Source organism: Promicromonospora iranensis (genome assembly GCF_028994775.1).
Classification (GTDB): Bacteria; Actinomycetota; Actinomycetes; order Actinomycetales; family Cellulomonadaceae; genus Promicromonospora; species Promicromonospora iranensis_A.
This window is the reverse complement of sequence record NZ_JAJQMN010000007.1, coordinates 245896-271837: the sequence shown is the minus strand read 5'-3', so window position 1 is coordinate 271837 and position 25942 is coordinate 245896. Positions and strand designations below refer to the sequence as shown.

The window sequence follows — 25942 nt, the reverse complement described above, 5'->3', positions numbered from 1 at the left end:
CCGCCGCCTATCAGTCGAATATACGTTCGATTCTGGCGTACTGCATCTCCAGATCCGCTGATGTAGCCAGCCCGCGAACCCGGTGCGAGCGCGATCCGATCACGCCACGCCGCCGACCGTACGCGGCCTCACCGACACGGACCCGCGACGTCGGGCCGAGCATGTCAGTGGGGCCTGCCAGACTGCTGCTGCCGGCCGTGAAGCGGTACCGGGCGGCACCGTTCCACCCACGACAGAGGAGTCATCCATGCAGACAAGAACACTGGGATCCGGGACGAGCAGCCTCGAGGTCTCCGCCATCGGGCTGGGCTGCATGGGCATGAGTCAGGGCTACGGTCCCAACCCGGGAACCCGCGAGGAGATGATCGCGGTCCTGCGGGGCGCCGTCGACCGTGGGATCACCCTCTTCGACACCGCGGAGGTCTACGGCCCGTTCGTCAACGAGGAGCTGGTGGGCGAGGCACTCGCCCCGGTACGCGACCAGGTGGTCATCGCCACGAAGTTCGGCTTCAAGATCGACGAGGAGGGCCGCAGTGTCGGCACGGACAGCCGCCCCGAGCACATCCGGCAGGTGGCCGATGCCGCGCTGCGCCGCCTCGGCACGGACGTCATCGACCTCTTCTACCAGCACCGCGTCGACCCGCAGGTGCCCATCGAGGACGTCGCGGGCACCGTCGCCGAGCTGATCGAGGCCGGCAAGGTGCGCCGCTTCGGGCTCTCGGAGGCGGGCGCCGGGACGATCCGCCGCGCGCACGCGGTCCAGCCGGTCACGGCGCTGCAGAGCGAGTACTCGCTGTGGACCCGCGACCCGGAGCCCGAGATCCTCCCGACGCTCGAGGAGCTCGGCATCGGGTTCGTCCCCTTCAGCCCGCTCGGCAGGGGATTCCTCACGGGCGCCCTCGGCACCACGCTGGCCGACGACGACATGCGTGCCGGCCTGCCGCGCTTCACCGAGGAGAACCGCCAGGCCAACCTGGCCTTCGTCGAGCTGCTCGGCACGGTCGCCGCGCGCAAGGGCTGCACGACGGCGCAGGTAGCGCTCGCCTGGTTGCTCGCCCAGCAGCCGTGGATCGTCCCGATCCCCGGCACGCGCCGCCTCAGCCGTCTCGAGGACAACATCGGTGCGGCCGACGTCGACCTCGCCGCCGAGGACCTCGCCGAGATCGCGGCCGGCGCCGAACGGATCCAGGTCAGCGGCGAGCGCTACACCGAGGCGATGCTCCGCATGACGGGGCTGTAGCTCGACCGTGGTCAGATCGGCGCCCGGTCGCCGCCCTCGGGCGGGATCGACCGGGCGCTCGTGAACCCGGGTGCGGTCATCAGCCCAGCGACTCACCAGCCCAGTGACTCCCCCCGAGCGGCCACAGTTCGTGGCACGCCCCACGGGTTGTCGTCGCGCAAGGGCGGGGGCAGCAGCTCCTGCGGGGCGTCCTGGAAGGCGACCCCTCGCAGGAACCGGCCGATCGCCGCCGTCCCGACCGATGTCCCGTCGGTGGTCGTGGCAGGCCACGGTCCGCCGTGCTGCATCGCCGGCGTGACCGCCACGCCAGTGGGCCAGCCACCGAGCAGAACCCGCCCCGCGTGCCGGCCCAGGCGCGCCACGAGGGCGGCCTGCTCCTCGGCGGCCTCGCGCTCCCCCAGATGGAGCGTCAGGGTGAGGTTTCCGGGGAACAGCTCGGCGACGACGGCGGCCAGGTCCGTGCCATCGGGGTACTCCACGATCACGGAGAACGGCCCGAACACCTCGTCGAGCAGCGCCGCTCCCGCGCGGCGCAGCAGGTCGAGCGGGACGGCGACGAACGTCGGAGTCACCCAGGCCTGCCCGTCAGCGGCGCGCCGGAAGCCGCCCGCGTGCACGACGCGCACGCCGTCCACCCCCAGCACCTGCGCGACCCGGCGCTCGTACCCGTCCGCGATCGACGGGTTGAGCAGCCGGTGCTCCGGAACCTGCGCGGCGGCGTCGGCCACGGCGTCGTCGTACTCGGCGCCCTCGGGGACGAGGAGGAAGCCCGGCTTGGTGCAGAGCTGGCCGGCCGAGCCCGACACGCTCGCCACGTAGCCGCCGAGCAGCTCGCCGCCGCGCTCGTGCAGGGCGTGCGCCGAGACGAGCACCGGGTTGACGCTGCCCAGCTCGCCGAAGAACGGGATCGGGTCGGGCCGCGCGGCCGCCCGGGCGGCGAGCAGCTGCCCCACCCGTAGCGACCCGGTGAACGCCGCAGCCCGCACGGCGGGATGCTCGACCAGCGCGATCCCCGCGTCCTGGGAGGCGACCAGCTGCAGCGTGGCCTCCGGCAGGCCCGCCTCGGTCAGCGCAGCGGTGACGATCTCGGCCGTGCGCTCCGACAGCCGTGGGTGCCCCGGATGCGCCTTGACGATCACCGGGCAGCCCGCCGCGAGCGCTGCCGCCGTGTCCCCGCCGGCGACGGAGAACGCGAACGGGAAGTTGCTCGCCGCGAAGTTCAGCACGGGGCCGACCGGCCAGAGGCTGCGGCGCAGGTCGGGTCGAGGGCCGAGGACGAAGTCGGGGTCGGCCTCGTCGAGGCGGACGTCCAGGTAGGCGCCGTCGGACACGACATGCGCGAACAGGCGCAGCTGCACCTGCGTGCGCTTGAGCTCGCCGCGGAGCCGGGCCTCGGCCAGGCCGGTCTCCTCCTGGGCAAGGGTTACCAGTTCGTCCGCGTGGTCGGCGAGGGCGGCGGCCGCGCCGCGCAGGGCGGTGGCGCGCACGCCGGGGGCCGTGCGGGTCAGGCCGTCGAACGCGTGCTGGGCCCGGCGGGCCACGTCGTCGACGCTGCGGTCAAGGTGTTCAGGGGCCGCGGTGGCGGTCATGGGTTCGGCTCCTCAGCAGATGGCAGGTATGGCGAGCGACCCAGCAGTCGGGCCCAGCAGTCGGGCCCAGCAGTCGGGCCCAGCAGTCGGGCTCAGAAGACGAAGCCCGCGGGGAACGGGTCGCTGGGGTCGAGCAGGTAGTTGGCGGTGCCGGTCACCCAGGCGCGCCCGGTGATGGTCGGCACGACAGCGGGCACGCCCGCGACGGTGGTCTCGGCGACCAGGCGGCCGACGAACCGGCTGCCGATGAAGGACTCGTTGATGAAGTCGGTGTCCAGCGCGAGCTCGCCGCGGGTCCAGAGCTCGGCCATGCGGGCGGACGTCCCGGTGCCGCACGGTGATCTGTCGAACCAGCCCGGCCAGATCGCCATCGCGTGGCGGGAGTGGCGCGCGTCCGAGCCGGGGGCGATGAGCTCGACGTGGTGACAACCCGCCACGCCGTCGAGCGCCGGGTGCTTCGGCAGGGCGGTCTCGTTGATCGCGTCCATGATCGCGAGCCCGGCGGCGAGCAGGTCCTGCTGCCGGGTCCGCTCGAACGGCAGCCCGAGGTCGGCCAGGTCGACGAGCGCGTAGAAGTTCCCGCCGAACGCCATCGAGTACGGGACGGTGCCGTAGCCGGGAACCTCGACCTTCTGGTCGAGGGCGGTCACGAAGCTCGGTACGTTCTCGATGGTCACGGCGTCCGCGTGGCCGTCGCTGACGGCCACCTTCGCGACGACGAGCCCGGCCGGCGTGTCGAGCCGGATCTCGGTGACCGGCTCGACGACGTCGACCATGCCCGTCTCGACCAGGACCGTCGCCACGCCGATGGTGCCGTGCCCGCACATGGGCAGGCAGCCGGACACCTCGATGTAGACGACGCCCCAGTCGCAGTCGGGCCGCGACGGCGGCTGCAGGATGGCGCCGCTCATCGCGGCGTGCCCGCGCGGCTCGTTCATGAGGAACTGCCGCAGCTCGTCCATGTGCTCCATGAAGTACAGCCGCCGGTCGTTCATCGTGTCGCCCGGTATCCGCCCGACGCCGCCCGTGATCACACGCGTGGGCATGCCCTCGGTGTGCGAGTCGACGGCGGTGATGGTCCTGCTGCTACGCATGCTGTCTCCTTTCCCGTTGAGTGCTGGCTATTTGCGCTGTCGAATCCTTTCGAGGGCGCAAATAGCCAGCACTCAACGGGAGGCGATGTAGGTGAGCGCTGCTTCCGTGTCCTTGCGGACCTGGGCTTCGTGTTCTGCCGTCAGCGGGCCGCGCGGCGGGCGGGTCGGCCCACCGTAGCTCTGCCCGGCCATGTCGATCGAGAGCTTGATGGCCTGCACGAACTCGGTGCGGGAGTCCCAGCGGAACGCGGGCACGAGGTGCTTGTACAGCTCCCGGGCCTCGACGATCTTGCCCTCGGTGACCAGCGTGTAGATCTCGACGGCCTCGCGCGGGAACGCGTTCGGGTAGCCGGCGAACCAGCCGGTGGCGCCCGCCACCAGCGACTCGAACAGCAGGTCGTCGGCGCCGGCGATCACGTCGAGGTCCGGGGCCAGCTCCTTGATCTCCAGCACGCGCCGCACGTCGCCGGAGAACTCCTTCACGGCGACGACGTTCTCCAGCTCGGCGAGCTCGGCAAGGATGTCCGGCGTCAGGTCCACCTTCGTGTCGAACGGGTTGTTGTAGATCATGATCGGGATACCCACCTCGTTGACGCGCGTGTAGTGCTCGATCACCTCGGACCGGTTCGCGCGGTAGATGGTGGGCGGCAGCAGCAGGACGGCGTCCGCGCCGTCCTCCTTGGCGAGCTCCGCCCAGTACGTGGCCTGGTGCGACCCGACGCCGTGCACGCCGGCGACGACGAGCCCGCGGCCGCCGACCGTCGCGACGGCGGTCTGCACGACCTTGCGGCGCTCGTCGTCCGTCAGGGACGAGTACTCGCCGAGCGAGCCGTTCGGCCCGACGCCGCGGCAGCCGTTGTCGATGAGGAACTCGCAGTGCGCGGCGAACCGCTCGTAGTCGACGGCGAGGCCCGCGGGCGCGGCGGCGTCAGGCTTGAAGGCGAGGGTGGTGGCGACGATCACGCCGCCGAGGTCGAAACGCTGGTTCATGTCCGGTCTCCTCCGGGTTGGGATTCTGCTGCTGTCAGTGGGGAAGGTGAGCGCCGAGGGGCGGGCAGAGCCGCGAGGTCGCCGAGCCGGACCGGGACGACGAGCGGACGACGGTCCACGGTCGATGTCGTGCCACCCCCGGCACCTTCTGCATCGCCGCAGGCACCCGGACCGGCCAGGAGCTCCTGGAGCGTCCGGCCGCACATCCGTGCCTGGCACGGGCCGAGGCCCGCGCGGCTGGTCAGCTTCACGGACCGCGCCTCGCGCGACCCGGTCAGCTCGACGACCTCGCGCACGCGCCCGTAGGTGGTCTCCTCGCAGCGGCAGACGACCGTGTCGTCGCGCAGCCAGGCGGTCCACCCGGCGCGGATACCGTGCGCGGCCTCGATGCGCGCCGCGAAACCGCGCGCCCGGGACCTGGCCCGGCCGGCGGTGCGGGCGGCTCCGGAGCCGGTGTCTCCACCGGCCGCCGCCGTCCCGGCCACGGTGCCCTCCGCCAGGGCCGCGTCAGCGCCGCCGATGCCCGTGATCTCGCCGGCGGCCCACACCCCGGGCACCGAGGTGGCCTGGCGGTCGTCGACCCGCACGAACCGGCCCGGCGACAGGTCGCACCCGGCGGCGATCGCCAGCTCCAGCCGCGGCGTGAAGCCGTGGCTGACGCACACGGCGTCCGCCTCCACCAGTCGCTCCGTGCCCGCGACCGGTGCCCAGTTGTCGTCCAGGCGGGCGATGGTCACCGCCTCGACCTGTCCGACGCCGTGCGCGGCGACCACCGCCTCGCGGGGCCGCCACGGCACGCGGTGGCGCACCAGGTCGCTGACGTAGCCGGCCAGCTCGCCGGCCTTTCCGGTAGCGCCCGCGAGCTCCCAGGGCCGGTTCAGCCAGCCGCGGGCGAGGGAGCCCACCCGGCCCGCCTCGTGCACACCGACGACGGTGGCGCCGGTCTGCAGCAGCGACGACGCGACGGGCAGCAGGAACGGCCCGGCCCCTGCGACGACGACGCGCCGCCCGACCGCTACCCGCTCCCCCTTCGCCAGCGCCTGCGCCGCACCCGCGGAGTACACACCGGGCAGCTGCCAGCCGGGGAACGGCAGGGTGCGGTCGTGGGCGCCGGTGGCGAGCACCAGGGCGTCGGGGTCGAGCACCAGCGACTCGCGCCCCTCGCCGTCAGGCTCCCCCACCAGGACGTTGAGGCGGACGCCGCCGTCGTGCCGTTCGAGCGACCACACCTGGGCCGTGGGGAGCACGGTCACTGCCGGGTGCGCCCGCAGGGTGTCGGCGAGCTCGCCGAACACGGCCCACTTGTGGTGCAGCAGGCCCTCGCGACCGGCCGGACGCTCCGGCGGCAGGTGCCGCCAGTACTGGCCGCCGAGCCCGTCGGCCGCGTCGAGCAGCGTGACCCGCGCACCCGCCGACGCAGCCGCCAGCGCGGCGGCCAGCCCCGCGGGGCCCGCGCCGACGACGACCACGTCTCTCGTCGTGCCGCCTCTCGTCACCTCTCTCATGGGGTTCCGCCCTGTCGGGTCACGACGTCGCCCTCCTGGGCGCGGCGCAGGCATGCGCGCACGTCCCGGAGGCCGTTGACCTCGACGAGGCAGTCGAAGCACACGCCGATCCCGCAGAACACGCCGCGCGGTGCGCCGCCCGCCGCGGTCGTGCGCCACTCGCGCCGTCCGGCGCCCAGCAGCACCCCGGCGATCGTCTGCCCGGCGGTCCCGGCCACGGGCTCGCCGTCGACCACTATCGTCAGCGGGCGGTCGGCGGCCGGCCGGGCCGGGTCGCGTTCGGCCGGTACGCGGTACGAGGTCATGGCTGGGTCTCCAACGGGCGTGTCTCCAGGAGCGTCGGCCGGTCGACGGCGTACGGGCGGGGGTCCACCGGAGGCTCGAGGCCGAGCAGCTGCGCGGCGAGCAGGTCACCGGTCGCCGGAGCCAGCCCGACGCCCGCGCCCTCGTGGCCCGTGGCGAACCACAGCCCGGCACGGACGGGGTCGGGGCCGATCACCGGCAGGTGGTCGGGCATGTACGGACGAAAGCCCAGGTAGGACCGCATCACGTTGGTCCGCGCGAGGAACGGGAACACCGCCACCGCGCGCCGCGCCATCTCGGCGGGCACCTCGGCGCGGAAGCGCTCGTCGAACCCGACCTGCTCCCGGCTCGAACCGATCAGCACGGTGCCGCCCTGCGTCGACTCGATGACGGCGGACGTCTGCAGCTCCGCGCCCGCCGACTGCGTGGCGGCGAAGTAGTCACCGTCGTAGACCTTGTGCCGGATGCGCTGTGGCATGGGGGTGGTCACCAGCACCATGCCGCGGCGCGGCCGCACGGGGATCCAGGAGCCCAGCCGGTCGGCGACCTCCGCCGACCAGGGCCCCGCCGCCACGACGACGGCGTCCGCTGCCACCTCGCCCCGCGACGTGACGACGCCGGTGAGCCGGCCGCCGGCGCCGAGCAGCGGGCCGGTCACCTCCACACCGGTGCGGACCTCGGCACCGGCCCGGCGCGCCGAGGCGAGCAGCGCCTCGGTGGCCGCTACCGGCTGCACCTGGGCGTCCTGCGGGTAGTGGACGGCGCCCACGACGCCGGGCGCCAGGTCGGGCTCGAGCTCGCGTGCCTGCTCGGCGCTCATCTCGACCGCTTCGACGCCCGACGCCCGCTGCGCGTCGGCGAACCGGCGCAGCCCGGCCAGGCCCTCGGCGGAGGTGACGACCACGAGACCGCCCTTGGCCTCGTGCTCGACGGACGGGAACCGTGGACCCAGCTCGTCCGGCAGCTCGTCCGCGAGCGCGGCCCACCGGTGGAGGGACACCGTGGCGAGCTCCAGCTCGGGGCCCGGGCCCTTGTCGGAGACCAGCAGGTTGCCCTCGCCGTGGGCGCTGGTGCCGGCGGCGGCCGCCCCGCGGTCGAGCACCGTCACCCGGGCGCCCGCCCGGGCGAGGGAGCGCGCGCACGCCGCGCCGACGATCCCGGCGCCGACGATCACGACCTCCACTGCCACTTCCACCCCCTCGGTCTCTGGTCCACGTTCTCCGGCCTCGCCGGTCGGGCTTGCTGGTCGGCTCGCTCTTCGGGCTCAGTCCTCCGGCTTGCCCGCCCACGTACCGAGCGAGTGCCCGATGTGCCGCTCCATGAGCGCCTTGGCCCCCGAGCCGTCGCCGGCGGCCAGCAGGTCGAGCAGCTCGTGGTGCTCCTGGGCCGAGCTCGCGAGCGTTCCGCTGGCGACCATCGTCGACAGCCCGAGCAGACGTGCCCGGTCCCGCAGGTCGGACACGATCTCGCTCGCCACCGGGTTGCCCAGCAGCCCCATCAGCCGAAGGTGGAACGACTGATCCGCCTGCAGGTACGCGATCAGGTCACCGGTGCGCGCACCCTCGACGATCTCGTCGGCCAGCGCGCGGAACTCCGCGAGCTGCCCGACCGGGAACGACTTGGCCAGGCGCTCCATCCAGATCGGCTCGATCACCAGGCGGACGGCGGCGACGTGCCGCAGTGTCTGGTCGCTGACGCGCGTGACACGGAACCCCTTGTTGCGCACCGCCTCCAGGAACCCCCGGCGCTCCAGGTCCAGCACCGCCTCGCGCACCGGCGTCGCGGACACGTCGAACCGGGCGGCGAGGGTCGGCACGGAGACGAGCTCACCGGGCTCCAGCTCGCCGGCGACGATCGCCGCCACGAGGGCGCGGTGGACCTGCTCGCGCAGGCTCGCGACCGGTGGGAGACGACGGACCGACGGGGTCGGTGTTGCTGCGCTCATCATGCACTCCTGGGTGGTCAGGCAACGCTAGTAGTATATTACACGGGACGGGAATCCGATCGTCAACGCGCCCGAGGGTACCTGAGGCAGGTCCGCGCGGGCGGGTTGGCTGGCGCCGAGAACGGCCCAGGAACAAGGAAACACGTCGTTTACATTCACCCCATCGACACCGTCGTCGTCCATCAGTAAAATATCACGCATCACATATCGCGGACCGACTACTCGAAGGTGAGGGGACGATGCCGACCGACACGAGGACCGGGGCGCCGGAACCCGCGGCCCAGGACCGGACCGCCCCGGCCAAGACAGCCGGGCGACCGCTCGGCCTCGGCGACGTCGCGCTGACCGATGGTCTGCTGGGCCACTGGCAACGGCGCAACGCCGCCGCGACGCTGCCGCACGCCGTCGAGCAGGTGCGGGCAGCCGGCGTCCTCGACAACTTCCGCCGCGTGGCGGAACAGACCGAGGAGCCCTTCCGCGGCGGCTACCCGTTCGCGGACACGGACGCCTACAAGACACTCGAGGCGGCCGCGTACGAGCTGGCCCGCGGCGGTGAGCACGACAGCGGTGAGCACGACGCCGGCAGGGCAGCGGTGCGCGCCTTCTACGAGGAGGCGGTGCACCTCATCGAGGGTGCCCAGGGCGACGACGGGTACCTGTCCTCCTTCCACCAGGGCACCGACACCCCCGTCGAGCCGTGGGCGGACCTGGCCGGCGGGCACGAGCTGTACAACCTGGGCCACCTGATCCAGGGCGCGCTCGCCGCCGCACGCCGGCTGGGCGACGACCGGCTGCTGAACGTCGCCCGCCGGTTCGCGGACCTCGTGGTGGACCGGTTCGGTGAGGAGGGCCGCGCGGAGTACTGCGGCCACCCGCAGGTCGAGACGGCGCTCGTGGAGCTGTACCGCGAGACGGGTCACGAGCCCTACCTGCGCCAGGCGGAGCTGTTCGTCGAGCGGCGTGGCTCAGGCCTCTTCGCCGGGGCACCGTTCGGGCCGGCGTACTACGCCGACCACGCACCGCTGCGCGACCTCGACACGGTGACCGGGCATGCCGTCCGCATGGTCTACCTGGCCGCGGGCGCCACCGACGTCGCCATCGAGCGCGGCGACACCGCGCGGACCGACCACCTGCTGCGGCTGTGGGACGACATGGTGCGCACCAAGTCCTACGTCACGGGCGGCATCGGCTCGCGGCACTCGGACGAGGCGTTCGGCGACCGGTACGAGCTGCCGTCCGAGCGCGCCTACGCCGAGACCTGTGCCGCGATCGGCACCATGCAGTGGGGCTGGCGGCTGTTCCTGGCCACCGGCAGCGCCGCGGTGCTGGACCACGTGGAGCGCGTCCTCTACAACGGCTTCGCCGCAGGGGTCTCGCTCGAAGGCACCCGGTTCTTCTACGACAACCCGCTGCAGCGTCGCCCCGACCACACCGACGGGCGGCCGGCGGACCCCGCGGAGCCGCTGCGCCGCCGCTGGTTCGGCTGCGCATGCTGTCCGCCGAACGCGGCGCGCTGGATCAGCGGGCTGCAGGACCACGTGGCGCTCGAGACGCCGGACGGCCTGACCGTCGCTCTGCTCACCGCCTGCCGCATCCGGTCCGCCGCGCTCACCGTCGACGTCGTCACCGACTATCCCTGGGACGGGCGGGTCACGGTCCGCGTGCTCGCCGCCCGCGACGAGCCGGCGACGCTCACGCTCCGGGTCCCCGCCTGGGCGACGACGCCGCGTGTCACCGTCGACGGCGCGCCGATCGCCGGAGAACCGGGCGACAGCGAGATCTCGCACGGCTGGCTGCGGCTGACCCGCGCATGGCGACCCGGCCAGGAGGTGGTGCTCGACCTGCCGATGCGACCGACCCTCGTCGTCTCGCACCCCGCCGTCGACGCAACGCGCGGCGCCGTCGCCGTCGTCCGCGGGCCGGTCGTGCACTGCCTGGAGCGGGCCGACTCCCCCGCACCCCTCGACGAGCTGGTCGTGCACACCGTCGGTGCGGGCACCGTCAGCGAGCGCACCGCCGGCGGCGACTCGCCGTCGGACGACCCCGTGCTGCGCCACGCGGTGACCGCGCACGTGAGCCGGCGGCCCGCGCCGTCGGACGACCCGTACCCGGCCGCGGACCGGACAGACCCACCGACCCCGTCGACGACGACGCCGGTCGCGCTGGTGCCCTACCACCTCTGGGCGAACCGCGAACCCGGGGCGATGCGGGTCTGGCTCCGGCACACCTGACCGGACCGACCCGCCCGAGGACCAGCCCGACCTGGCCCTCGCGTCCTACCCGTACGACCCCTCGACGCGACCGCGTCACCGACCGAGAGGCCACATCGTGAAGCTCCATCGGATAACGACAGCTGTCATCGCTGCCGCCACGACCCTCGCTCTCGCCGCCTGCGGCGGCGGCGCCCAGGACGACTCCTCCGGGGGAGGCGGGTTCACTGCCGAGCCCGCCGAGGGCGGCACCGTCCACGTGCTGCAGAACGCCGACTTCTCGTACCTCGACCCGGCCCGCGGCTGGGACGGCGGCGTGAACAACTTCTACCGGCTGGTCTACCGCCAGCTCACGACGTCCGCTCCCGGCTCGGCCGAAGACCCGAACGAGATCGTCCCGGACCTCGCCGAGAGCCTGGGCGAGGTGTCCGACGACGGGCTGACCTGGACCTACACGCTCAAGGACGGCCTGACGTTCGAGAACGGCGACCCGATCACGTCCGCCGAGGTCAAGTTCGGCATCTCCCGGGCCTGGGACCCGCAGATCGGGATCGGCTCGCCGTACCTCAAGCAGGTCGTCGACGCTCCCGAGGACTACCAGGGTCCGTACGAGACGGGCGACCTGCCGACCATCGAGACGCCCGACGACAAGACGATCGTCTTCCACCTCAAGGAGCCGTTCCCGGAGTTCGACGCCGTGGTCTCCCAGGTGAACGCCACGCCGTTCCCCGAGGGCACCGGTGAGGGCGACGAGTTCATCCACGAGATCATCGCGTCCGGGCCCTACAAGCTGGCCGAGTACGTGCCGGGCAGCACCATCAAGCTCGAGCGCAACGAGAGCTGGGACCCGGCCACGGACGAGGTGCGCGCCGCCAAGCCGGACGGCTGGGAGTTCACCATCGGCCTCGACCCGGCCACCATCGACGAGCGGCTCATCGCCGGCCAGGGCGCGGACGTCAACGCCATCGCCGGCACCGTCCAGCCGGCCACGCTCCCCCGGCTGCAGACGCCTCAGCTGCAGGAGCGCATCCTCGAGCTCCCGGGCATCTGCACCACGTACATGAGCCTGAACACCACCAAGCAGCACCTGGACGACGTCCGCGTGCGGCAGGCGATCAGCTATGCGATCGACCGCAACGCCATCGTCAACGCGAGCGGCGGCACCCAGCTGGGCGAGCCGTCCACGACGATCCTCCCGTCCACGGTCGCCGGTCACAAGGACTTCGACCTGTACCCGTCGCAGGACGGGAGCGGCGACGTCGCGGCCGCACAGCAGCTGCTGGACGAGGCGGGCCTGTCCGACGGCTTCACCATGACGCTCGACATCCGTTCGCAGGAGTCCATGCAGGCGCAGGGCGAGGCGGTGCAGCAGGCGCTCGAGCGGATCGGCATCACGGTCGAGCTCAACCTGATCGACACCTCCACGTACTACGAGACCATCGGCACCCCGTCGCAGCAGAACGACGCGGCCATCACCGGCTGGTGCCCGGACTGGGCCTCGTCGGCGGCGACCTTCATCCCGCCGCTGTTCGACGGCCGCAACATCTACGAGAAGGGCAACGCCAACCTCGCCCAGATCAACGACCCGGAGATCAACGCCCGGATCGACGAGATCAAGGCGATGGCGGACATCGACGCGGCCAACGAGCAGTGGGGCGACCTCGACGAGCAGATCCTGGAGCAGGCGCCGATCGTGCCGCTGATGGTCGCCAAGACGGTCTCCCTCCCGGGTGAGAACGTCACCGGCCTCTTCTCCTCGGCGAACGCCGCGACCGGCGGCATCGACTACGTCGGCGTCGGTCTCAAGGATCCCGAGAAGGGCTGACCCATGACGTCACCCCAGACAGACCTCACGGCCGCCACGGCCGGCGGGGCCGGGGCCGACGACACCGCGGAGGCGCCGGCGGCCACCCAGGCTGCCGGCGCCGTCCAGGCCGGTGCCGGCGGGACCTGGCAGGCCCTGCGCCGCGACGTCGGCGCGATGCTCGGGCTCGGCTACATCGTCCTCGTGACCCTCGTGGCGATCTTCGCGCCCGTCCTGACCTCCATCAGCGGCTGGACGCCCTACGAGTTCGACCAGACCGCCATCGACCCCAACCTGGGCGGCATGCCGATCGGGCCGTGGGGCGGGATGGGCGCGGAGCACTGGCTCGGCGTCGAGCCCGGCAGCGGACGCGACATCTTCGCCCGGATCGTCTACGGCGCCCGGGTGTCCATGAGCATCGCACTGTCGGCGACGCTGCTGACCACCGTGCTCGGTGTCTCGCTCGGGCTCCTGGCGGGCTACTTCGGCGGGCGCGTCGATCTCGTCGTGTCGCGGGTCATGGACTTCCTCATGGCCTTCCCGGCGCTCATCTTCATGATCGCCGTCCTGTCCGCGCTGCCGGCGAGCAACCGGTCGACGCTGCTCGTGGTGGTGATCTCGGTCTTCGGCTGGCCCTACCTGGCCCGCGTCGTCCGGGGCCAGACCATGTCGCTGGCGCAGCGCGAGTTCGTCGAGGCGGCGCGGGCCGCCGGGGCGAGCGGGGCACGCATCGTGTTCCGCGAGATCCTGCCCAACCTGCGCTCGACGATCATCGTCATGTCGACGCTCGCCGTGCCCGGCTTCATCGGCACGGAGGCCGGACTGTCGTTCCTCGGTGTCGGCGTCGTCCCGCCCGCGCCGAGCTGGGGGCAGATGATCGCCGCCTCCGTGAAGTGGTACGCCGTCGACCCCGCGTACTTCCTCGTGCCCGGCATGTGCCTGTTCCTGCTCGTGCTCGCGTTCACCGTGCTCGGTGACCGGCTGCGTGCCGTCGTCGACGCCCAGGAAGGTCGCTGATGCCCCGGTTCCTCCTCACCCGTGTCTCGTCCGGGCTGATGGTCCTGCTGCTGGTGTGCCTGTTCACGTACCTGGTCTTCTTCGCGCTCTCGCCCGACCCGGCCGTACAGATCTGCGGCAAGAACTGCACCCCGGAGCTGATCGACCAGATTCGCGGCAACCTCGGGCTGGACCAGCCCTTCTGGACCCAGTTCTTCCTGTTCGTCGTCGGCATCTTCGCGGGCCGCACGTACGGCGACGGTGCGGGCGCCGTCGAGTGCGCGGCGCCGTGCCTCGGCTACTCGTTCCAGTCCAGCCAGGCGGTCTGGGACATGATCGTGCAGCGGCTCCCGGTCTCCGCGACCGTCGCGATCGGTGCCGCCGTGCTGTGGTTGCTGGCCGGCCTCGTCGGCGGGCTCCTCAGCGCCGTCAAGGAGGGCACCTTCCTCGACCGGTTCACCACGGGGCTGACGCTCACGAGCATGTCGATCCCCAACTACGTGCTCGCGCTGGTGCTGCAGTACGTGCTGGTCGTCCAGCTCCAGTGGCTGCCGTTCCCCCAGGCCGTCCGGTTCGCCGACGACCCGGTGCAGTGGTTCCTCAACTTCGTGATGCCGTGGATGGTGCTCGCGATCGGGTACGCGGCCGCCTACACGCGGCTCACCCGCGCCAACGTGCTCGACGTGCTGCGGGAGAACTACGTGCGGACCGCCTACGCGAAGGGGTTGCCGCAGTCGCTCGTGTGGCGGCGGCACGCCCTGCGCCCCGCCCTGACGCCGATCGTGACGATCTTCGGCATGGACTTCGCCGGCCTGCTCGGCGGGGCGCTCATCACCGAGACGGTCTTCGGGATCAACGGCGTCGGCAAGATGGCCGCCGACTCCATCGCCCGCAACGACCAGCCGGTGATCATGGGCGTCACGCTGCTCGCCGGTTTCCTCGTCGTCGTCGGCAACATGGTGGTCGACGTCGTCTACACCGCCATCGACCCGAGAGTGCGGGTGAACGCATGACGACCGATCCCATGCTGCTCGAGGTGCGCGACCTGACGGTCACCTTCCCCACGCCGCGCGGCCCGCTCGACGCGGTCAAGTCGCTGGACCTCGACCTGGAGCCCGGCGGGGCGCTCGGCATCGTCGGTGAGTCCGGCTCGGGCAAGTCGATGACCAGCCTCGCGATCATGGGCCTGCAGCCCCGGGCGGCGCGCCGCACCGGGAGCGTCCGGTTGCGCGGGCGTGAGCTCGTCGGCATGTCCGAGGCCGACCTGCGCCGTGTGCGCGGCGACCGCGTCGCCATGGTCTTCCAGGACCCGCTGTCCTCCCTGAACCCGTACTACACCGTCGGGCTCCAGATCGAGGAGGCGTACCGCGCCCACCGCCCCGGCGTGACCCGCCGGGCGGCGCGCAAGATCGCGATCGCGGCCCTGGAGCGGGTGCACATCCGCGACGCCGCGGTGCGAGTCAACCACTACCCGCACCAGTTCTCCGGCGGCATGCGCCAGCGCGTCATGATCGCGATGGCGCTGAGCACCGAGCCGGAGCTGCTGATCGCCGACGAGCCGACCACGGCGCTCGACGTCACGGTGCAGGCCCAGATCCTGGACCTGCTCCAGGAGATCCGACGCGAGACCGGCACCGGCCTCGTCCTGATCACGCACGACCTGGCGGTCGTCAGCGAGATCACCGACCACATCGTCGTCATGAAGGACGGTGTGTGCGTCGAACGGGGCGCCGTCGAGCAGATCTTCACCGACCCGCGGCACCCGTACACCCAGGCGCTGCTCGACGCCGTACCCCGCATCGACGACGAGATCGGCGAGCTGCGCGCCGTGGTGCCGGATGCTGCCACCACGAGCCCGGCCACCGAGAACACTGCCACCGAGAACGGAGGTCCCGCATGAGCGAGCCGCTCCTGAGAGCCACGAACCTGGTCAAGGAGTTCCCGGTCATGGGTACCGGCGGCCTGCTGCGCCGTCCGGCCACCTTCCGGGCGGTGGACGACGTGAGCTTCGAGATCCGCGCGGGCGAGACGCTCGCCCTGGTCGGCGAGTCCGGGTCGGGCAAGTCGACGACGGCGCGGCTCGCCGCACGCCTGCTGGACGTCACGTCCGGCACGGTCGAGCTCGACGGCGAGGACGTGACCGCGCTGAAGCGGTCCGCGCTGAACCGCTTCCGCAGCGAGGTGCAGGTCGTGTTCCAGGACCCGTTCTCCTCGCTCAACCCGCGGCACACCGTGGAGCGGATCGTCACCGCTCCCCTGCTCTACCAGCAGCGGCCGGTCCCGGGCGGCGCCCGCGCGTTCACCCGTTCCCTCATGGAGCGGGTGGGGCTCGACCCCGACCACTCGCAGAAGTACCCCGCGCAGTTCTCCGGCGGGCAGGCGCAGCGCATCGGGATCGCCCGCGCGCTGGCGGTGAGCCCGCGGGTCGTGGTGTGCGACGAGGCGGTCTCCGCGCTCGACGTGTCGGTCCAGGCGCAGGTCATCAACCTGCTCCGTGAACTGCAGCGCGAGGAGGGCCTGACGTACCTGTTCATCGCGCACGACCTGGCGGTGGTGCGGCAGATCGCCACCCGGGTGGCGGTGATGACGCAGGGGCAGGTCGTCGAGGAAGGTGCGCGCGACGCCGTCTTCGACGCGCCGCGGCACGAGTACACGCGCAAGCTGCTCGACGCCGTCCCGCGCATCCGCCCCGAATGGGAGCGGCAGCGGCGGGCGAACGCGGGCCGGTCCGCGGGGGCCACCTCATGAGCGCGGGCTGGACGTCCTACCTGCTCCGCGGCGTCGGCGTCCGCGAGCGCCGTCTCGCGGTGCCGCTGGACCGGTCGGGTCGCCTGTCCGGGGAGGTGGAGCTGCTCGTCCGTGAGCTGGTGGATCCGGCTGAGGACCGGGACGACCTGCCGCTGCTGGTGTACCTGCAGGGTGGTCCGGGCGGCGCGAACCCGCGCCCGCTGCGGCGGGACGGCTGGCTGGACGTGGCACTGCGCGACTACCGCGTGGTGCTGGTGGACCAGCGCGGGACGGGTGGCAGCACGCCGCTGGACGGTGCGGTGCTGGCGGGGCTGGGCGCGCGCGAGGGCGCGGACCTCCTGGCGTGCTTCCGGGCGGACTCGATCGTCGCGGACCTGGAGGAGGTCCGGGCGCGCGTGTACGGCGGGCGGACGTGGGCCACGCTCGCGCAGAGCTTCGGCGGCTGGATCACGCTGACCTACCTGTCGGTCGCGCCGGAGGCGCTGCGCGCGTGCTACGTCGCGGGCGGGGTGCCGGGTACGCCGCCGGACGCCGCGGAGGTGTACCGCCGGACGTTCGGCCGGGTGGCCGCGCGCACCGGCGAGTTCTACCGGCGTTACCCGGCCGACGACGGCGCGGTGGCGGCGGTCGCGGACCGGCTCGCCGAGGGCGACGTCCGGCTGCCGGACGGTGACGTGCTGACCGTGCACCGGTTCCAGTCCATGGGGATCGACCTGGGCATGAAGCCAGGGCCCGAGCGGCTGCACTGGTTGGTGGAGAAGGCGTTCGCCCGGCCCGGCCGGTTGTCGGCGGGGTTCCTGCAGGAGGCGATGGTGCGGACGTCGCAGGCGGACGGCCCGCTGTTCTGGACGCTGCAGGAGTCGATCTACGGGCACGGCGGCAACGGGCCGCTCGCATGGGCGGCGCAGGCGGAGCGGGACCGGCGGCCGGAGTTCGGCCCGGACCGCCGTCCGCTGCTGTTCACGGGCGAGATGGCGTTCCCGTGGATGTTCGAGGAGATCCGCCTGCTGCGGCCGTTCGCGCCCGCCGTGCACGAGCTGGCGGCGCGCCCGGACTGGCCGCCGTTGTACGACCTGGACCGCCTGGTTGCGAACGAGGTGCCGGTCGCCGCGGTGGTCTATCACGACGACATGTTCGTCGACTCCGGCCTGCAGCTCGCCACGCTCTCGCGGGTCGGGTCGTCGCAGGCGTGGGTGACCAACGAGTACGAGCACGACGGCATCGGCGACCCGCGGGTGTTCACCCGGCTGCGGGAGCTGGTCCGCGACCGAGGAGGAGAGATCCGATGAGCCATCACACCAACCCTGGCCGGCCCCCCTACGCAGGCACCCGCGCGCCCCGGCTGGTCGAGAGCGCGGCGTTCAACGCCCACATGGAGCAGGGCTGGGGCGCGCCCGACGTCGTCGTGCCGGTGACCCCCGGAGCTCCGGCGGCCGCCGCCGAGCACCGCCGCCGGCTGTCGGAGCGGATCGGCGCGAGCGACGTCGTGGTAGGTGCTGGACGCGCGAGCCTGCGCAACGGTGACGTGCAGTACGGGTTCCGCGCCGACAGCGACTTCGTCTGGCTCACGGGCGCGCAGGCCGAGGACGGCGTGCTCGTGCTCCGGGCGAGCGGCGGCGGACACGACGCGACGCTCTACCTGCCGCCGCCGGCCAAGCCGGGCGACAGTGCGTTCTTCGGCAACGCCGCCTACGGCGAGCTCTGGGTCGGCCCGTCGCCCGACCTGTCCGACTGGGCGGAGGCGTTCGGCATCGCCGTCGAGCCGCTGTCCGCGCTCGACACGGTGCTCGGGACGATGGACGGGGCGCTCGCGGCGCCGTCGGTCGACGACGCCCTGGTGCGCCGGTTCGGCCTGAAGCCGTCCGAGGACCTGGCCCGGGCCCTCTCGGACCTGAGGATGATCAAGGACGACTGGGAGATCGCCCAGCTGCGCGAGGCCGTCGACCACACGGTGAGCGGATTCGAGGCGGTGGTCGCCGAGCTGCCGCGCGCGATCGGCGGGCTGGGTGAGCGCTGGCTGCAGGGGACGTTCGACCGGCACGCCCGCACGTTCGGCAACGGGCCGGGGTACACGACCATCGTCGGCTCCGGGCCGCACGCGCCGACCCTGCACTGGGTGCGCTGCGACGGGCCGGTGCTGCCCGACATGCCGCTGCTGCTCGACATGGGGGTCGAGGCGAACTCCTTGTACACGGCGGACGTGACGCGGACGATCCCGCCGTCGGGCAGCTTCAGCCCGGTGCAGCGCGAGGTGCACGACCTGGTCGAGAAGGCGCACCGCGCGGGGATGGCGCAGATCCGCCCGGGGGTCGAGTACCTCGACTTCCACTTCGCGTCGATGGAGGTGATCGCCCAGGGGCTGCACGACTGGGACCTCCTGGACGTCTCCGTCGACGAGGCCCTCTCCCCCGGCGGGCAGCAGCACCGGCGCTGGCTCGTCTGCGGCATCGGCCACCACCTCGGGCTCGACGTGCACGACTGCGCCCACTCCGACTACCCGACCTACCAGGCGGCGCCCCTGGCGCCGGGCGTGGTCATGACCGTCGAGCCGGGCCTGTACTTCCACGCGCACGACGAGACCGTGCCACCCGAGCTGCGCGGCATCGGCGTCCGCCTGGAGGACGACCTGCTGGTCACGGCCGACGGCGCCGAGGTGCTGTCCGACGCCCTCCCCATCGACGCCGCCGGCATCGAGCGCTGGACCACGGAGCGGATCGGCGATGCCTGAGCCGATCACCGTCGCCGAGCAGTTCCCGCTCGGCGCCGTCACGCTGCACGACGGCATCTTCACGCGCGCCCGGGACCGGATGCTGCACCTGGCGCGCACCTACCCGGTCGACCGGATGCTCGCCGTCTTCCGGGCGAACGCCGGCCTGGACACACGCGGTGCGCTACCGCCCGGCGGCTGGGAGGACTTCGGCCACCCGGACGAGGAGCCCTGGGGCCCCGACGAGTACCCGGGACGCGCGGCGGCGCCCACCGCCAACCTGCTGCGCGGCCACTACGCGGGCCACTTCCTGTCCATGCTCGCCCTCGCCCACGGCGGTACGGGCGACGCCGTCGAGCAGGCCGAGCTGAAGGCCATCCTCAAGCAGAAGGTCGACCACATGGTCGAGGGCCTGCGGGAGGTCCAGGAGGCGCTCGCGGCGTCGGGCCGCTACAGCCATCCCGGGTTCCTCGCGGCCTACGGCGAGTGGCAGTTCTCCAGGCTGGAAGGGCTCGCCCCGTACGGCGAGATCTGGGCGCCGTACTACACGTGCCACAAGATCATGGCCGGGCTGCTCGACGCGTACCGGCACGCGGGGTCGCGGACGGCGCTGGACATCGCCGCCGACATGGGGCGGTGGGTGCACGGCCGGCTCTCGGTGCTGCCCGCGGAGCAGCGCCGGGACATGTGGTCCCTCTACATCGCGGGCGAGGCCGGCGGCATGAACGAGGTCCTGTGCGACCTCGCGGTGCTGACGGGCGACAGGAGCTTCGTCGAGACCGCTCGGCTCTTCGACCTGGACTCGCTGCTGGACGCCGCGGCGTCGGGCCGCGACGTGCTGGACGGCATGCACGCCAACCAGCACGCCGCGACACTGCTGGGCTATCTCGGCCTGCACGACCTGACGGGCGAGGCCCGCTACCTGGACGCTGTCGTCAATATCTGGGACATGCTCGTCCCGGGCCGCACGTTCGCGCACGGGGGTTCGGGCGAGAACGAGCTGTGGGGCCCGGCGGGCGCCGTCGCGGGCGACATCGGCAACCGGAACGCCGAGACCTGCGTGGCGTACAACATGCTCAAGCTCGCCCGTGCCCTGTTCGGGCGTACCGGCGATCCCCGGTACGCCGAGTACTACGAGCGGGCGGTCACCAACCAGGTCCTCGGCTCGCGGCGCGACGTCGACTCGGACGACTCCCCGGAGGTCACGTACATGTTCCCGGTGCACCCGGGGGCGCTGCGCGAGTACGACAACGTCGGTACCTGCTGCGGCGGCACGGGCCTGGAGAACCACGTCAAGTACCAGGACTCCGTCTACTTCCGGTCGGTGGCCGGCGCGGACCGCACCGTCTGGGTCAACCTCTACCTGGCCTCCGCCGTGCACTGGGCCGAGCAGGACGTCCGCCTCGTCCAGGAGACCGCCTACCCGCTGGAGGGCGGCAGCCGGATCCGTGTGGACGCCACCGGCGACCTGGACCTGCGGCTGCGGGTCCCGGGCTGGGTCACCAACGGGCCCGGAAGTGCCGTCACCGTGACCGTCGACGGTGAGCCGCAGCCCGTGGACGCCGTCCCCGGGCGGTACGTCTCGCTGCGGCGCGACTGGCGCCCGGGCACCGTGGTCGAGATCCGCATGCCGCTGACCCTCCGCGAGGTCCCGGCGCCCGACGACACCTCCCTGGTGACGCTGGAGCTCGGGCCGACGGTGCTGCTGGCACGCAGCGCCGCCACCACCTGGCTCCCGGTGGCCGCCGCGACCTGGCGGCGCCTCGACGGGACGCTCGACGCCCCGCTCACACCGGACGACGACGGGACGTGGCGGCTCGGTGACCTCGTGCTGGAGCCCGCATGGTCCGGGTCCGACGCCCGGTACCACATGTACCTGCGCCGGTCGGACGGCCGCATCGCGTTCGCGGGGCCGGGGGCCGACTCCGGCGTGCCGAACGTGGCCCGCCGGGACGGCAGCACGTTCCTCGACGTCCTCTGGTCGGACGGCGGCTTCCCCTCGCGGGCCGGGTTCCTCCGGGCGGTGCTGCGCACGGCCCACGAGTTCGTCGGGCTCGGGCTGCTGAGCGCGGCCGAGGCCGCCGACGTACTGCGGGCCGCCGCACGCTCCGGCGTCGGGCGGGACGCGGGCTACGGCGTCGGCGGGGCAGCGGGTGCGGCCGAGGCGGAGGCCGCGCGCGAGGAGGCCGCGCTCCTGGCCGAGGCACCCACCGCGGCGCGGGACGGCTCGGCGCCCCGCGTCGAGGTGGTCCCGGCCACGGCGCCCGGCGTCACGGGCTGGTACCACGGGCCGGCCGAGCTCACCGTCACGGGGCGGGCCGACGTCGGCGAGCCCACCGTCGAGGTCCGCGTCGGCGACGGCCCCTGGGTCGCGGCCGGACCGGAGCCGTTGCGCCTCGGCGACGGTGTGCACACGGTCACCGCGCGCGCCGTCGACCGCGACGGGCGCGAGCGGCACGTCGTCAGCGAGATCAGCGTCGACACCACGCCGCCCGTGACCACCGCCACCGCCCGGCGACTGGGCCCGCGGGGCGTCGAGATCAACCTCGCCGCCACGGACGACGTCTCCGGCGTGGACAGCATCCGGTGGAAGGGACCGGACACGTTCTGGGCGACCTTCCGCGAACCGTTCACGCGCGCCCTGGGCGACACGCCACAGGTCATCGAGTTCACCGCCACCGACCGGGCGGGCAACGAGGAGCCGGTACGGACCCTCGAGCTCCCGCCTGCCGGCTGACCGCACGAATCCGGGAACCGCACGAGTCCGGGAACCGCACGAGAGCTACAGCCGCACGAGCACGACAACGAAGGAGTTGGGAACCTCATGCACCAGCACGTCCAGCGCCGAACTCGCCCTCCTGTCCGCCAAACTGTCCGCCCTGCTGTCCGCGGCGCGGTGGCCGCCGGTCTGGCCCTGGGGCTGCTCGGGACCGCCGCGACAGTCGTCCCTGCGACAGCCCTCCCCGTGGCAGCACAGCCCGCCTCGGCGGCGGACTGCCAGCTGCCCGCCGCCGTCGACGGGCTCGGCTCCGGCTTCCCGGTCGACGAGCAGGCGCTCCCCGCGGTCGGCACGCTCAAGGCGGCGCAGCTCTTCGTCGACTTCGAGGACCATCCGGCGCCCGCCGGCTCGTTCGACGAGGCCGAGGCCAACCTCGCGTCGGGCATCGAGTACCTGGAACGGGTCTCGGGTGGCCGGCTCGAGGTCACCACCACGACGTCGGACGGCTGGGTACGCATGCCCGAGCCGTCCACCGCCTACCCGTTCGAACGAGGGCTGACGTACGAGGACCACGTGCGCTACATCGGCGACGCGATAGCGGCGGCCGACGACACCTTCGACTTCTCCGACGTGGACGTGGTCTGGGTGTCCGCCACGAAGCAGGCGCCGAACATCACCTACTCGCCGACGACGAACTTCCTGGACGTCACCGCCGACGGCAACCACCTCACGCACGCCGTCACGTTCGGGTACGACCAGTGGCGCTGGGGCGGGCTGGTCCTGGCGCACGAGACGGGGCACAGCCTCGGCCTGCCCGACCTGTACCTGTTCGAGGCGCCACCGGAGGACCCGGGGAACTGGCACGCGGCGGCCGGCGGCTGGGACCTGATGGGCCTGATCTCGGGGCAGGCTCCGGAGTACCTCGCCTGGCACCGGTGGCAGCTCGGCTGGCTCGACGACGAGCAGGTGGTCTGCGCGGTTCCCGAGCGAGCCACCCGCGCCCGGCTGAGCCCTGTCGCGGAGTCGGGCGACCCGCACCCGGGCCGCGACAGGATGCTGGTGTACCCGGTGTCGGCGACCCGCGCCGTCGTCGTCGAGAACCGGCAGGCCATCGGCTACGACCGGGACATCGCTGCGAGCGGCGCCCTCGTCTACACGGTCGACACCTCCGTGAGCTCGGGCGAGGGCCCGGTCCGGGTGATCGACTCGACGCCAGGATCGGCGGACGGCCTGGACGACGCACCGTTCGCCCCGGGCACGTCCTGGACCGAGCCGACGACGGGCGCCGTGCTCACCTTCCACAAGGCCCCGGCACACATGCTCACCGTCTCCCTGACCCCCTGACGGGCGGTGCGCGGTTCACCCGGCCAGCCTCTGGCCAGGGCGTTCCCCGGCCACGACGATGTGGGGCATGACCGACACGACTCAGCAGGCGACGACATGGCCGACGACGGCCCACCGGTCCGCCGGTCCGATCACTCTCGGTCTGGGCGGGCTGATCCTGGGGGCAGCGCTCATGATCTGGGGCCCCGCCGTCTCGGCGCCGGCCGTGATCGTCGGGCTCACGCTCTTCCTGGTCGGCCTCGTCATCTTCCTCGACGGGGTGCACAAGCTCGTGAAGAACATCGACGCCGCGACCCGGGCACTCCTCGAGCGAGCCGCACCACCGGCCCCGTAGGCAACGACCCTCCCGGGCAGCGGGTCCTCCCCGTCGATGTCAGTGGCTCGGCATAGCGTCGTCCTCATGAGCGAGCCGCCGACCAACCCGCGCCCCTTCACGGTCCACGTCCCCGACCCGGTCCTCGCCGATCTGCGCGAGCGTCTCGCCCGGAGCCGGATCCTGGACGACTCACCCCGGCGCCCGGCGTCGGGCATGACCGCGGGCTACCTGCGCGAGCTCGTCGACCACTGGATCAGCTGGGACTGGCGCGCACGCGAGGCCTGGCTGAACGAGCACCCGCAGTTCGTCGCCGAGATCGGCGACGTCGACCTGCACTTCGCCCATCTGCGCGCGGACCGGCCGGACGCCCCCGCACTCCTGGTGCTGCACGGCTGGCCGCACACGTTCGCGCTACAGCTCGACTTCGCCGACCTGCTGCCCGACTTCGACGTGGTGGTCGCGAGCCTGCCCGGGTTCGGCTTCTCCTCGCCGTACGCCTCCGGCCCGGTGTCGGAGAAGCGGCTGGCCGCCACCATGCACGCGCTGATGACGGACGTGCTGGGCTACGACCGGTACTTCACGTACGGCGAGGACGTCACAGCGAACGTCAGCGACCTCATCGCCGCCCGCTACCCCGAGCAGGTGGCGGGGATCGTGGCCACGCACGCCCACTTCCCCACCAGCGAGGAGCGCGCCGCCCTCGACGACCCCGAGGTCACGGAGTTCTTCGACGGCATCGCCGCGAAGCACCAGACCGACGGCGCCTACGGCCACGTGCAGGCCACCCGGCCCGACACCCTCGCGACGGCACTCAACGACTCGCCCGCAGGCCTGCTGGGGTGGCTCGCCGAGAAGCTGGTCGAGTGGAGCGACACGCCGCCGGGCGATCCGCGGGCGGTGGAGCGCCGCATCTCGCGCGACCGCATCCTCACGGAGGCGACGATCTACTGGGCCACCCAGACGATCGGCTCGTCGTTCCGGCCGTACTACGAGGGCGCCGACCAGCCGGACCCGATCCCGCCCACGACGGTGCCCGCGGCCGTGCTGATCCAGCGCCACGAGGCCACCTACCCCGAGGCGCTCGCACGCCGCCACTACCTCGACCTGCGCGTGTTCGACCGCCTGACGGAGGGCGGTCACTTCACGGTGGCCGAGGTGCCGGCCGAGATGGCGGCGCGCGTGCGGGAGTTCGTCCGCTCGGTCGGCTGAGGTCGGGCCCGACCGGACCGGACGGGCCGGTCCGACCGGACCGGAGGTCAGGCCTGGGGCTCGAGCCGGATGACCGGGAACTGGCGGTCCGTCTTCTTCTCGTACTCCTTGGCGTCCGGCCAGTACTCGGCCCAGATGCCGTAGAGGCGCTCCCAGTCGGGCTGCCCGGGCCGCACCACGGTGGTGGCCGCGCGAAGCGTCTGGTCCCCGACCTCGATGGTGGTCTCGCCGGGGCCGTCCTCGATGTTCGCCACCCAGGCCGGGTCGTCGGGCGCCCCGCCCAGGGACCCGACGACGAGGTAGGCGTCGCCGTCGGTCGCGGCCACGAGCGGGGTCACACGCTCCGTGCCGCTGACCCGGCCCACGTGGTGCAGCAGCACCAGGCGCTTCCCGGTGAAGTGCCCGCCCGCGACGTCGTCGCCCAACACTCCCGCGTTGGCCCGGAACGCCTCGATGACCTGCGTGTTCATGTCTGCCATCTCATCCTCCACAGTCTCGGTCGGCCGCACCGGTCGACTAACCGGACTTTACCCCGGTTACGCGATTCCCGATAGCATCCGGGAATGAGTACACCGCTGACGTGGGGCGCTCCGCCGCCCGAGCGCGCCGACGCGGCGCGCAACCGTCAGCGGCTGCTCGCCACTGCGCGCGAGCTCCTGGCCGAGGCGGGACCGGACAGCCTCACGATGGACCGTCTCGCCGAGCGCTCCGGGCTGGGCAAGGGCACGGTGTTCCGGCGGTTCGGGACCAGGGCGGGCATCTTCCAGGCGCTCCTAGACGACAACGAGCGTGCGCTGCAGCAGGAGATCCTCTCGGGCCCGCCGCCCCTCGGTCCCGGAGCTCCGCCGGTCGACCGCCTCATCGCCTACGGTTCCGCCCGCATCCGCTTCCTCGCGGAGAACCAGGCCATCGCGCGCGCCGCGACCGAGGGCCGTCGGGTGAGCGGCCGACGCCCGCCGCTGTCCCAGATCCACATCCACGTGCTCCTGCGCGAGCTCGACCTGCCGGACGCCGACGTCGACCTGCTCGCCGGCCAGCTCGCGTCCGCGCTGGAAGGTCCGCTCCTGCTCCAGATCTTCGACGCCCCCGAGCAGTACCGGACGGCGCGCACCGACCGCTTCGAGGCGGGCTGGCGCTACCTCGTCGAGCGTGTCTGCGGTCCGGCAGGCACGGCGGCGGACTGACCGGCGGCGCGGCGCGGCGCGGTGCGGTCCGGTCCGGTC

22 protein-coding genes are annotated in these 25942 nt (G+C 72.8%); 14 read left to right on the top strand and 8 right to left on the bottom strand.

What is annotated here, in order from left to right:
* The first annotated feature begins 247 nt into the window (after positions 1–247).
* Positions 248–1240, top strand: coding sequence for an aldo/keto reductase (locus LUU90_RS15310; protein WP_275004340.1), 993 nt, complete (start codon positions 248–250; stop codon positions 1238–1240).
* A 92-nt stretch (positions 1241–1332) separates the two neighbouring features.
* Here the strand turns inward: LUU90_RS15310 and LUU90_RS15305 are convergent, their stop codons facing one another.
* The 7 genes from LUU90_RS15305 to LUU90_RS15275 all read right to left on the bottom strand — a co-directional run bounded on the left by LUU90_RS15305 (position 1333) and on the right by LUU90_RS15275 (position 8666).
* Entirely contained in the window at positions 1333–2829 is a 1497-nt protein-coding gene (locus LUU90_RS15305) for an aldehyde dehydrogenase family protein (protein ID WP_275004339.1), read from the bottom strand.
* 92 nt (positions 2830–2921) lie between these two features.
* Complete coding sequence (locus tag LUU90_RS15300) at positions 2922–3923, bottom strand: proline racemase family protein (RefSeq protein ID WP_275004338.1); 1002 nt, start codon at positions 3921–3923, stop codon at positions 2922–2924.
* 72 nt (positions 3924–3995) lie between these two features.
* The gene (locus LUU90_RS15295) at positions 3996–4913 is read right to left on the bottom strand and encodes a dihydrodipicolinate synthase family protein (RefSeq protein ID WP_275004336.1); all 918 of its coding nucleotides are present in this window, start codon (positions 4911–4913) and stop codon (positions 3996–3998) included.
* Entirely contained in the window at positions 4910–6418 is a 1509-nt protein-coding gene (locus LUU90_RS15290; protein ID WP_275004334.1) for an NAD(P)/FAD-dependent oxidoreductase, read from the bottom strand. Before LUU90_RS15290 ends, LUU90_RS15295 begins: the two co-directional genes overlap by 4 nt.
* Positions 6415–6723, bottom strand: coding sequence for a (2Fe-2S)-binding protein (locus tag LUU90_RS15285; protein ID WP_275004333.1), 309 nt, complete (start codon positions 6721–6723; stop codon positions 6415–6417). Before LUU90_RS15285 ends, LUU90_RS15290 begins: the two co-directional genes overlap by 4 nt.
* A complete protein-coding gene (locus LUU90_RS15280; protein ID WP_275004332.1) occupies positions 6720–7910 on the bottom strand; it encodes an NAD(P)/FAD-dependent oxidoreductase in 1191 nt (396 codons plus the stop codon). The genes LUU90_RS15285 and LUU90_RS15280 overlap by 4 nt, the downstream gene beginning before the upstream one ends.
* Before the next feature lie 75 nt (positions 7911–7985).
* Positions 7986–8666, bottom strand: a complete 681-nt coding sequence (locus tag LUU90_RS15275) for a GntR family transcriptional regulator (RefSeq protein ID WP_275004331.1) — start codon at positions 8664–8666, stop codon at positions 7986–7988.
* Between the two features lie 239 nt (positions 8667–8905).
* On the opposite strand from LUU90_RS15275, the gene LUU90_RS15270 reads away from it, so the two are divergent.
* From LUU90_RS15270 to LUU90_RS15215, 12 genes are all read left to right on the top strand, one after another.
* Entirely contained in the window at positions 8906–10897 is a 1992-nt protein-coding gene (locus LUU90_RS15270) for a glycoside hydrolase family 127 protein (RefSeq protein WP_275004329.1), read from the top strand.
* A 97-nt stretch (positions 10898–10994) separates the two neighbouring features.
* The gene (locus LUU90_RS15265) at positions 10995–12701 is read left to right on the top strand and encodes an ABC transporter substrate-binding protein (protein WP_275004328.1); all 1707 of its coding nucleotides are present in this window, start codon (positions 10995–10997) and stop codon (positions 12699–12701) included.
* Between the two features lie 3 nt (positions 12702–12704).
* Positions 12705–13697 (top strand): ABC transporter permease, encoded by a 993-nt coding sequence (locus LUU90_RS15260; RefSeq protein WP_275004327.1) that lies wholly within the window; start codon positions 12705–12707, stop codon positions 13695–13697.
* Positions 13697–14689, top strand: coding sequence for an ABC transporter permease (locus LUU90_RS15255; protein ID WP_275004326.1), 993 nt, complete (start codon positions 13697–13699; stop codon positions 14687–14689). Before LUU90_RS15260 ends, LUU90_RS15255 begins: the two co-directional genes overlap by 1 nt.
* Positions 14686–15576, top strand: coding sequence for an ABC transporter ATP-binding protein (locus LUU90_RS15250; protein ID WP_275004324.1), 891 nt, complete (start codon positions 14686–14688; stop codon positions 15574–15576). Before LUU90_RS15255 ends, LUU90_RS15250 begins: the two co-directional genes overlap by 4 nt.
* Complete coding sequence (locus LUU90_RS15245; protein WP_275004323.1) at positions 15573–16424, top strand: ATP-binding cassette domain-containing protein; 852 nt, start codon at positions 15573–15575, stop codon at positions 16422–16424. The genes LUU90_RS15250 and LUU90_RS15245 overlap by 4 nt, the downstream gene beginning before the upstream one ends.
* Positions 16421–17713 carry an alpha/beta fold hydrolase gene (locus LUU90_RS15240; RefSeq protein ID WP_275004322.1) on the top strand — a complete coding sequence of 431 codons (1293 nt, stop codon included), beginning with the start codon at positions 16421–16423 and terminating at the stop codon, positions 17711–17713. Before LUU90_RS15245 ends, LUU90_RS15240 begins: the two co-directional genes overlap by 4 nt.
* Positions 17710–19152, top strand: coding sequence for an aminopeptidase P family protein (locus tag LUU90_RS15235; RefSeq protein ID WP_275004321.1), 1443 nt, complete (start codon positions 17710–17712; stop codon positions 19150–19152). The genes LUU90_RS15240 and LUU90_RS15235 overlap by 4 nt, the downstream gene beginning before the upstream one ends.
* On the top strand, positions 19145–21868 hold the full coding sequence (locus LUU90_RS15230) for a beta-L-arabinofuranosidase domain-containing protein (RefSeq protein ID WP_275004320.1): 2724 nt from the start codon (positions 19145–19147) through the stop codon (positions 21866–21868). Before LUU90_RS15235 ends, LUU90_RS15230 begins: the two co-directional genes overlap by 8 nt.
* 228 nt (positions 21869–22096) lie before the next feature.
* A complete protein-coding gene (locus LUU90_RS15225; protein WP_275004319.1) occupies positions 22097–23194 on the top strand; it encodes a M6 family metalloprotease domain-containing protein in 1098 nt (365 codons plus the stop codon).
* A 67-nt stretch (positions 23195–23261) separates the two neighbouring features.
* Complete coding sequence (locus LUU90_RS15220) at positions 23262–23528, top strand: hypothetical protein (RefSeq protein ID WP_275004316.1); 267 nt, start codon at positions 23262–23264, stop codon at positions 23526–23528.
* Between the two features lie 66 nt (positions 23529–23594).
* Positions 23595–24719, top strand: a complete 1125-nt coding sequence (locus tag LUU90_RS15215; protein ID WP_275004315.1) for an epoxide hydrolase family protein — start codon at positions 23595–23597, stop codon at positions 24717–24719.
* Positions 24720–24766: 47 nt separating this feature from the next.
* Here LUU90_RS15215 and LUU90_RS15210 read toward each other — a convergent pair whose 3' ends face one another.
* Complete coding sequence (locus tag LUU90_RS15210; protein ID WP_275004313.1) at positions 24767–25189, bottom strand: nitroreductase/quinone reductase family protein; 423 nt, start codon at positions 25187–25189, stop codon at positions 24767–24769.
* 93 nt (positions 25190–25282) lie between these two features.
* On the opposite strand from LUU90_RS15210, the gene LUU90_RS15205 reads away from it, so the two are divergent.
* A complete protein-coding gene (locus LUU90_RS15205; protein WP_275004312.1) occupies positions 25283–25903 on the top strand; it encodes a TetR/AcrR family transcriptional regulator in 621 nt (206 codons plus the stop codon).
* The last annotated feature ends 39 nt before the right edge of the window (positions 25904–25942 follow it).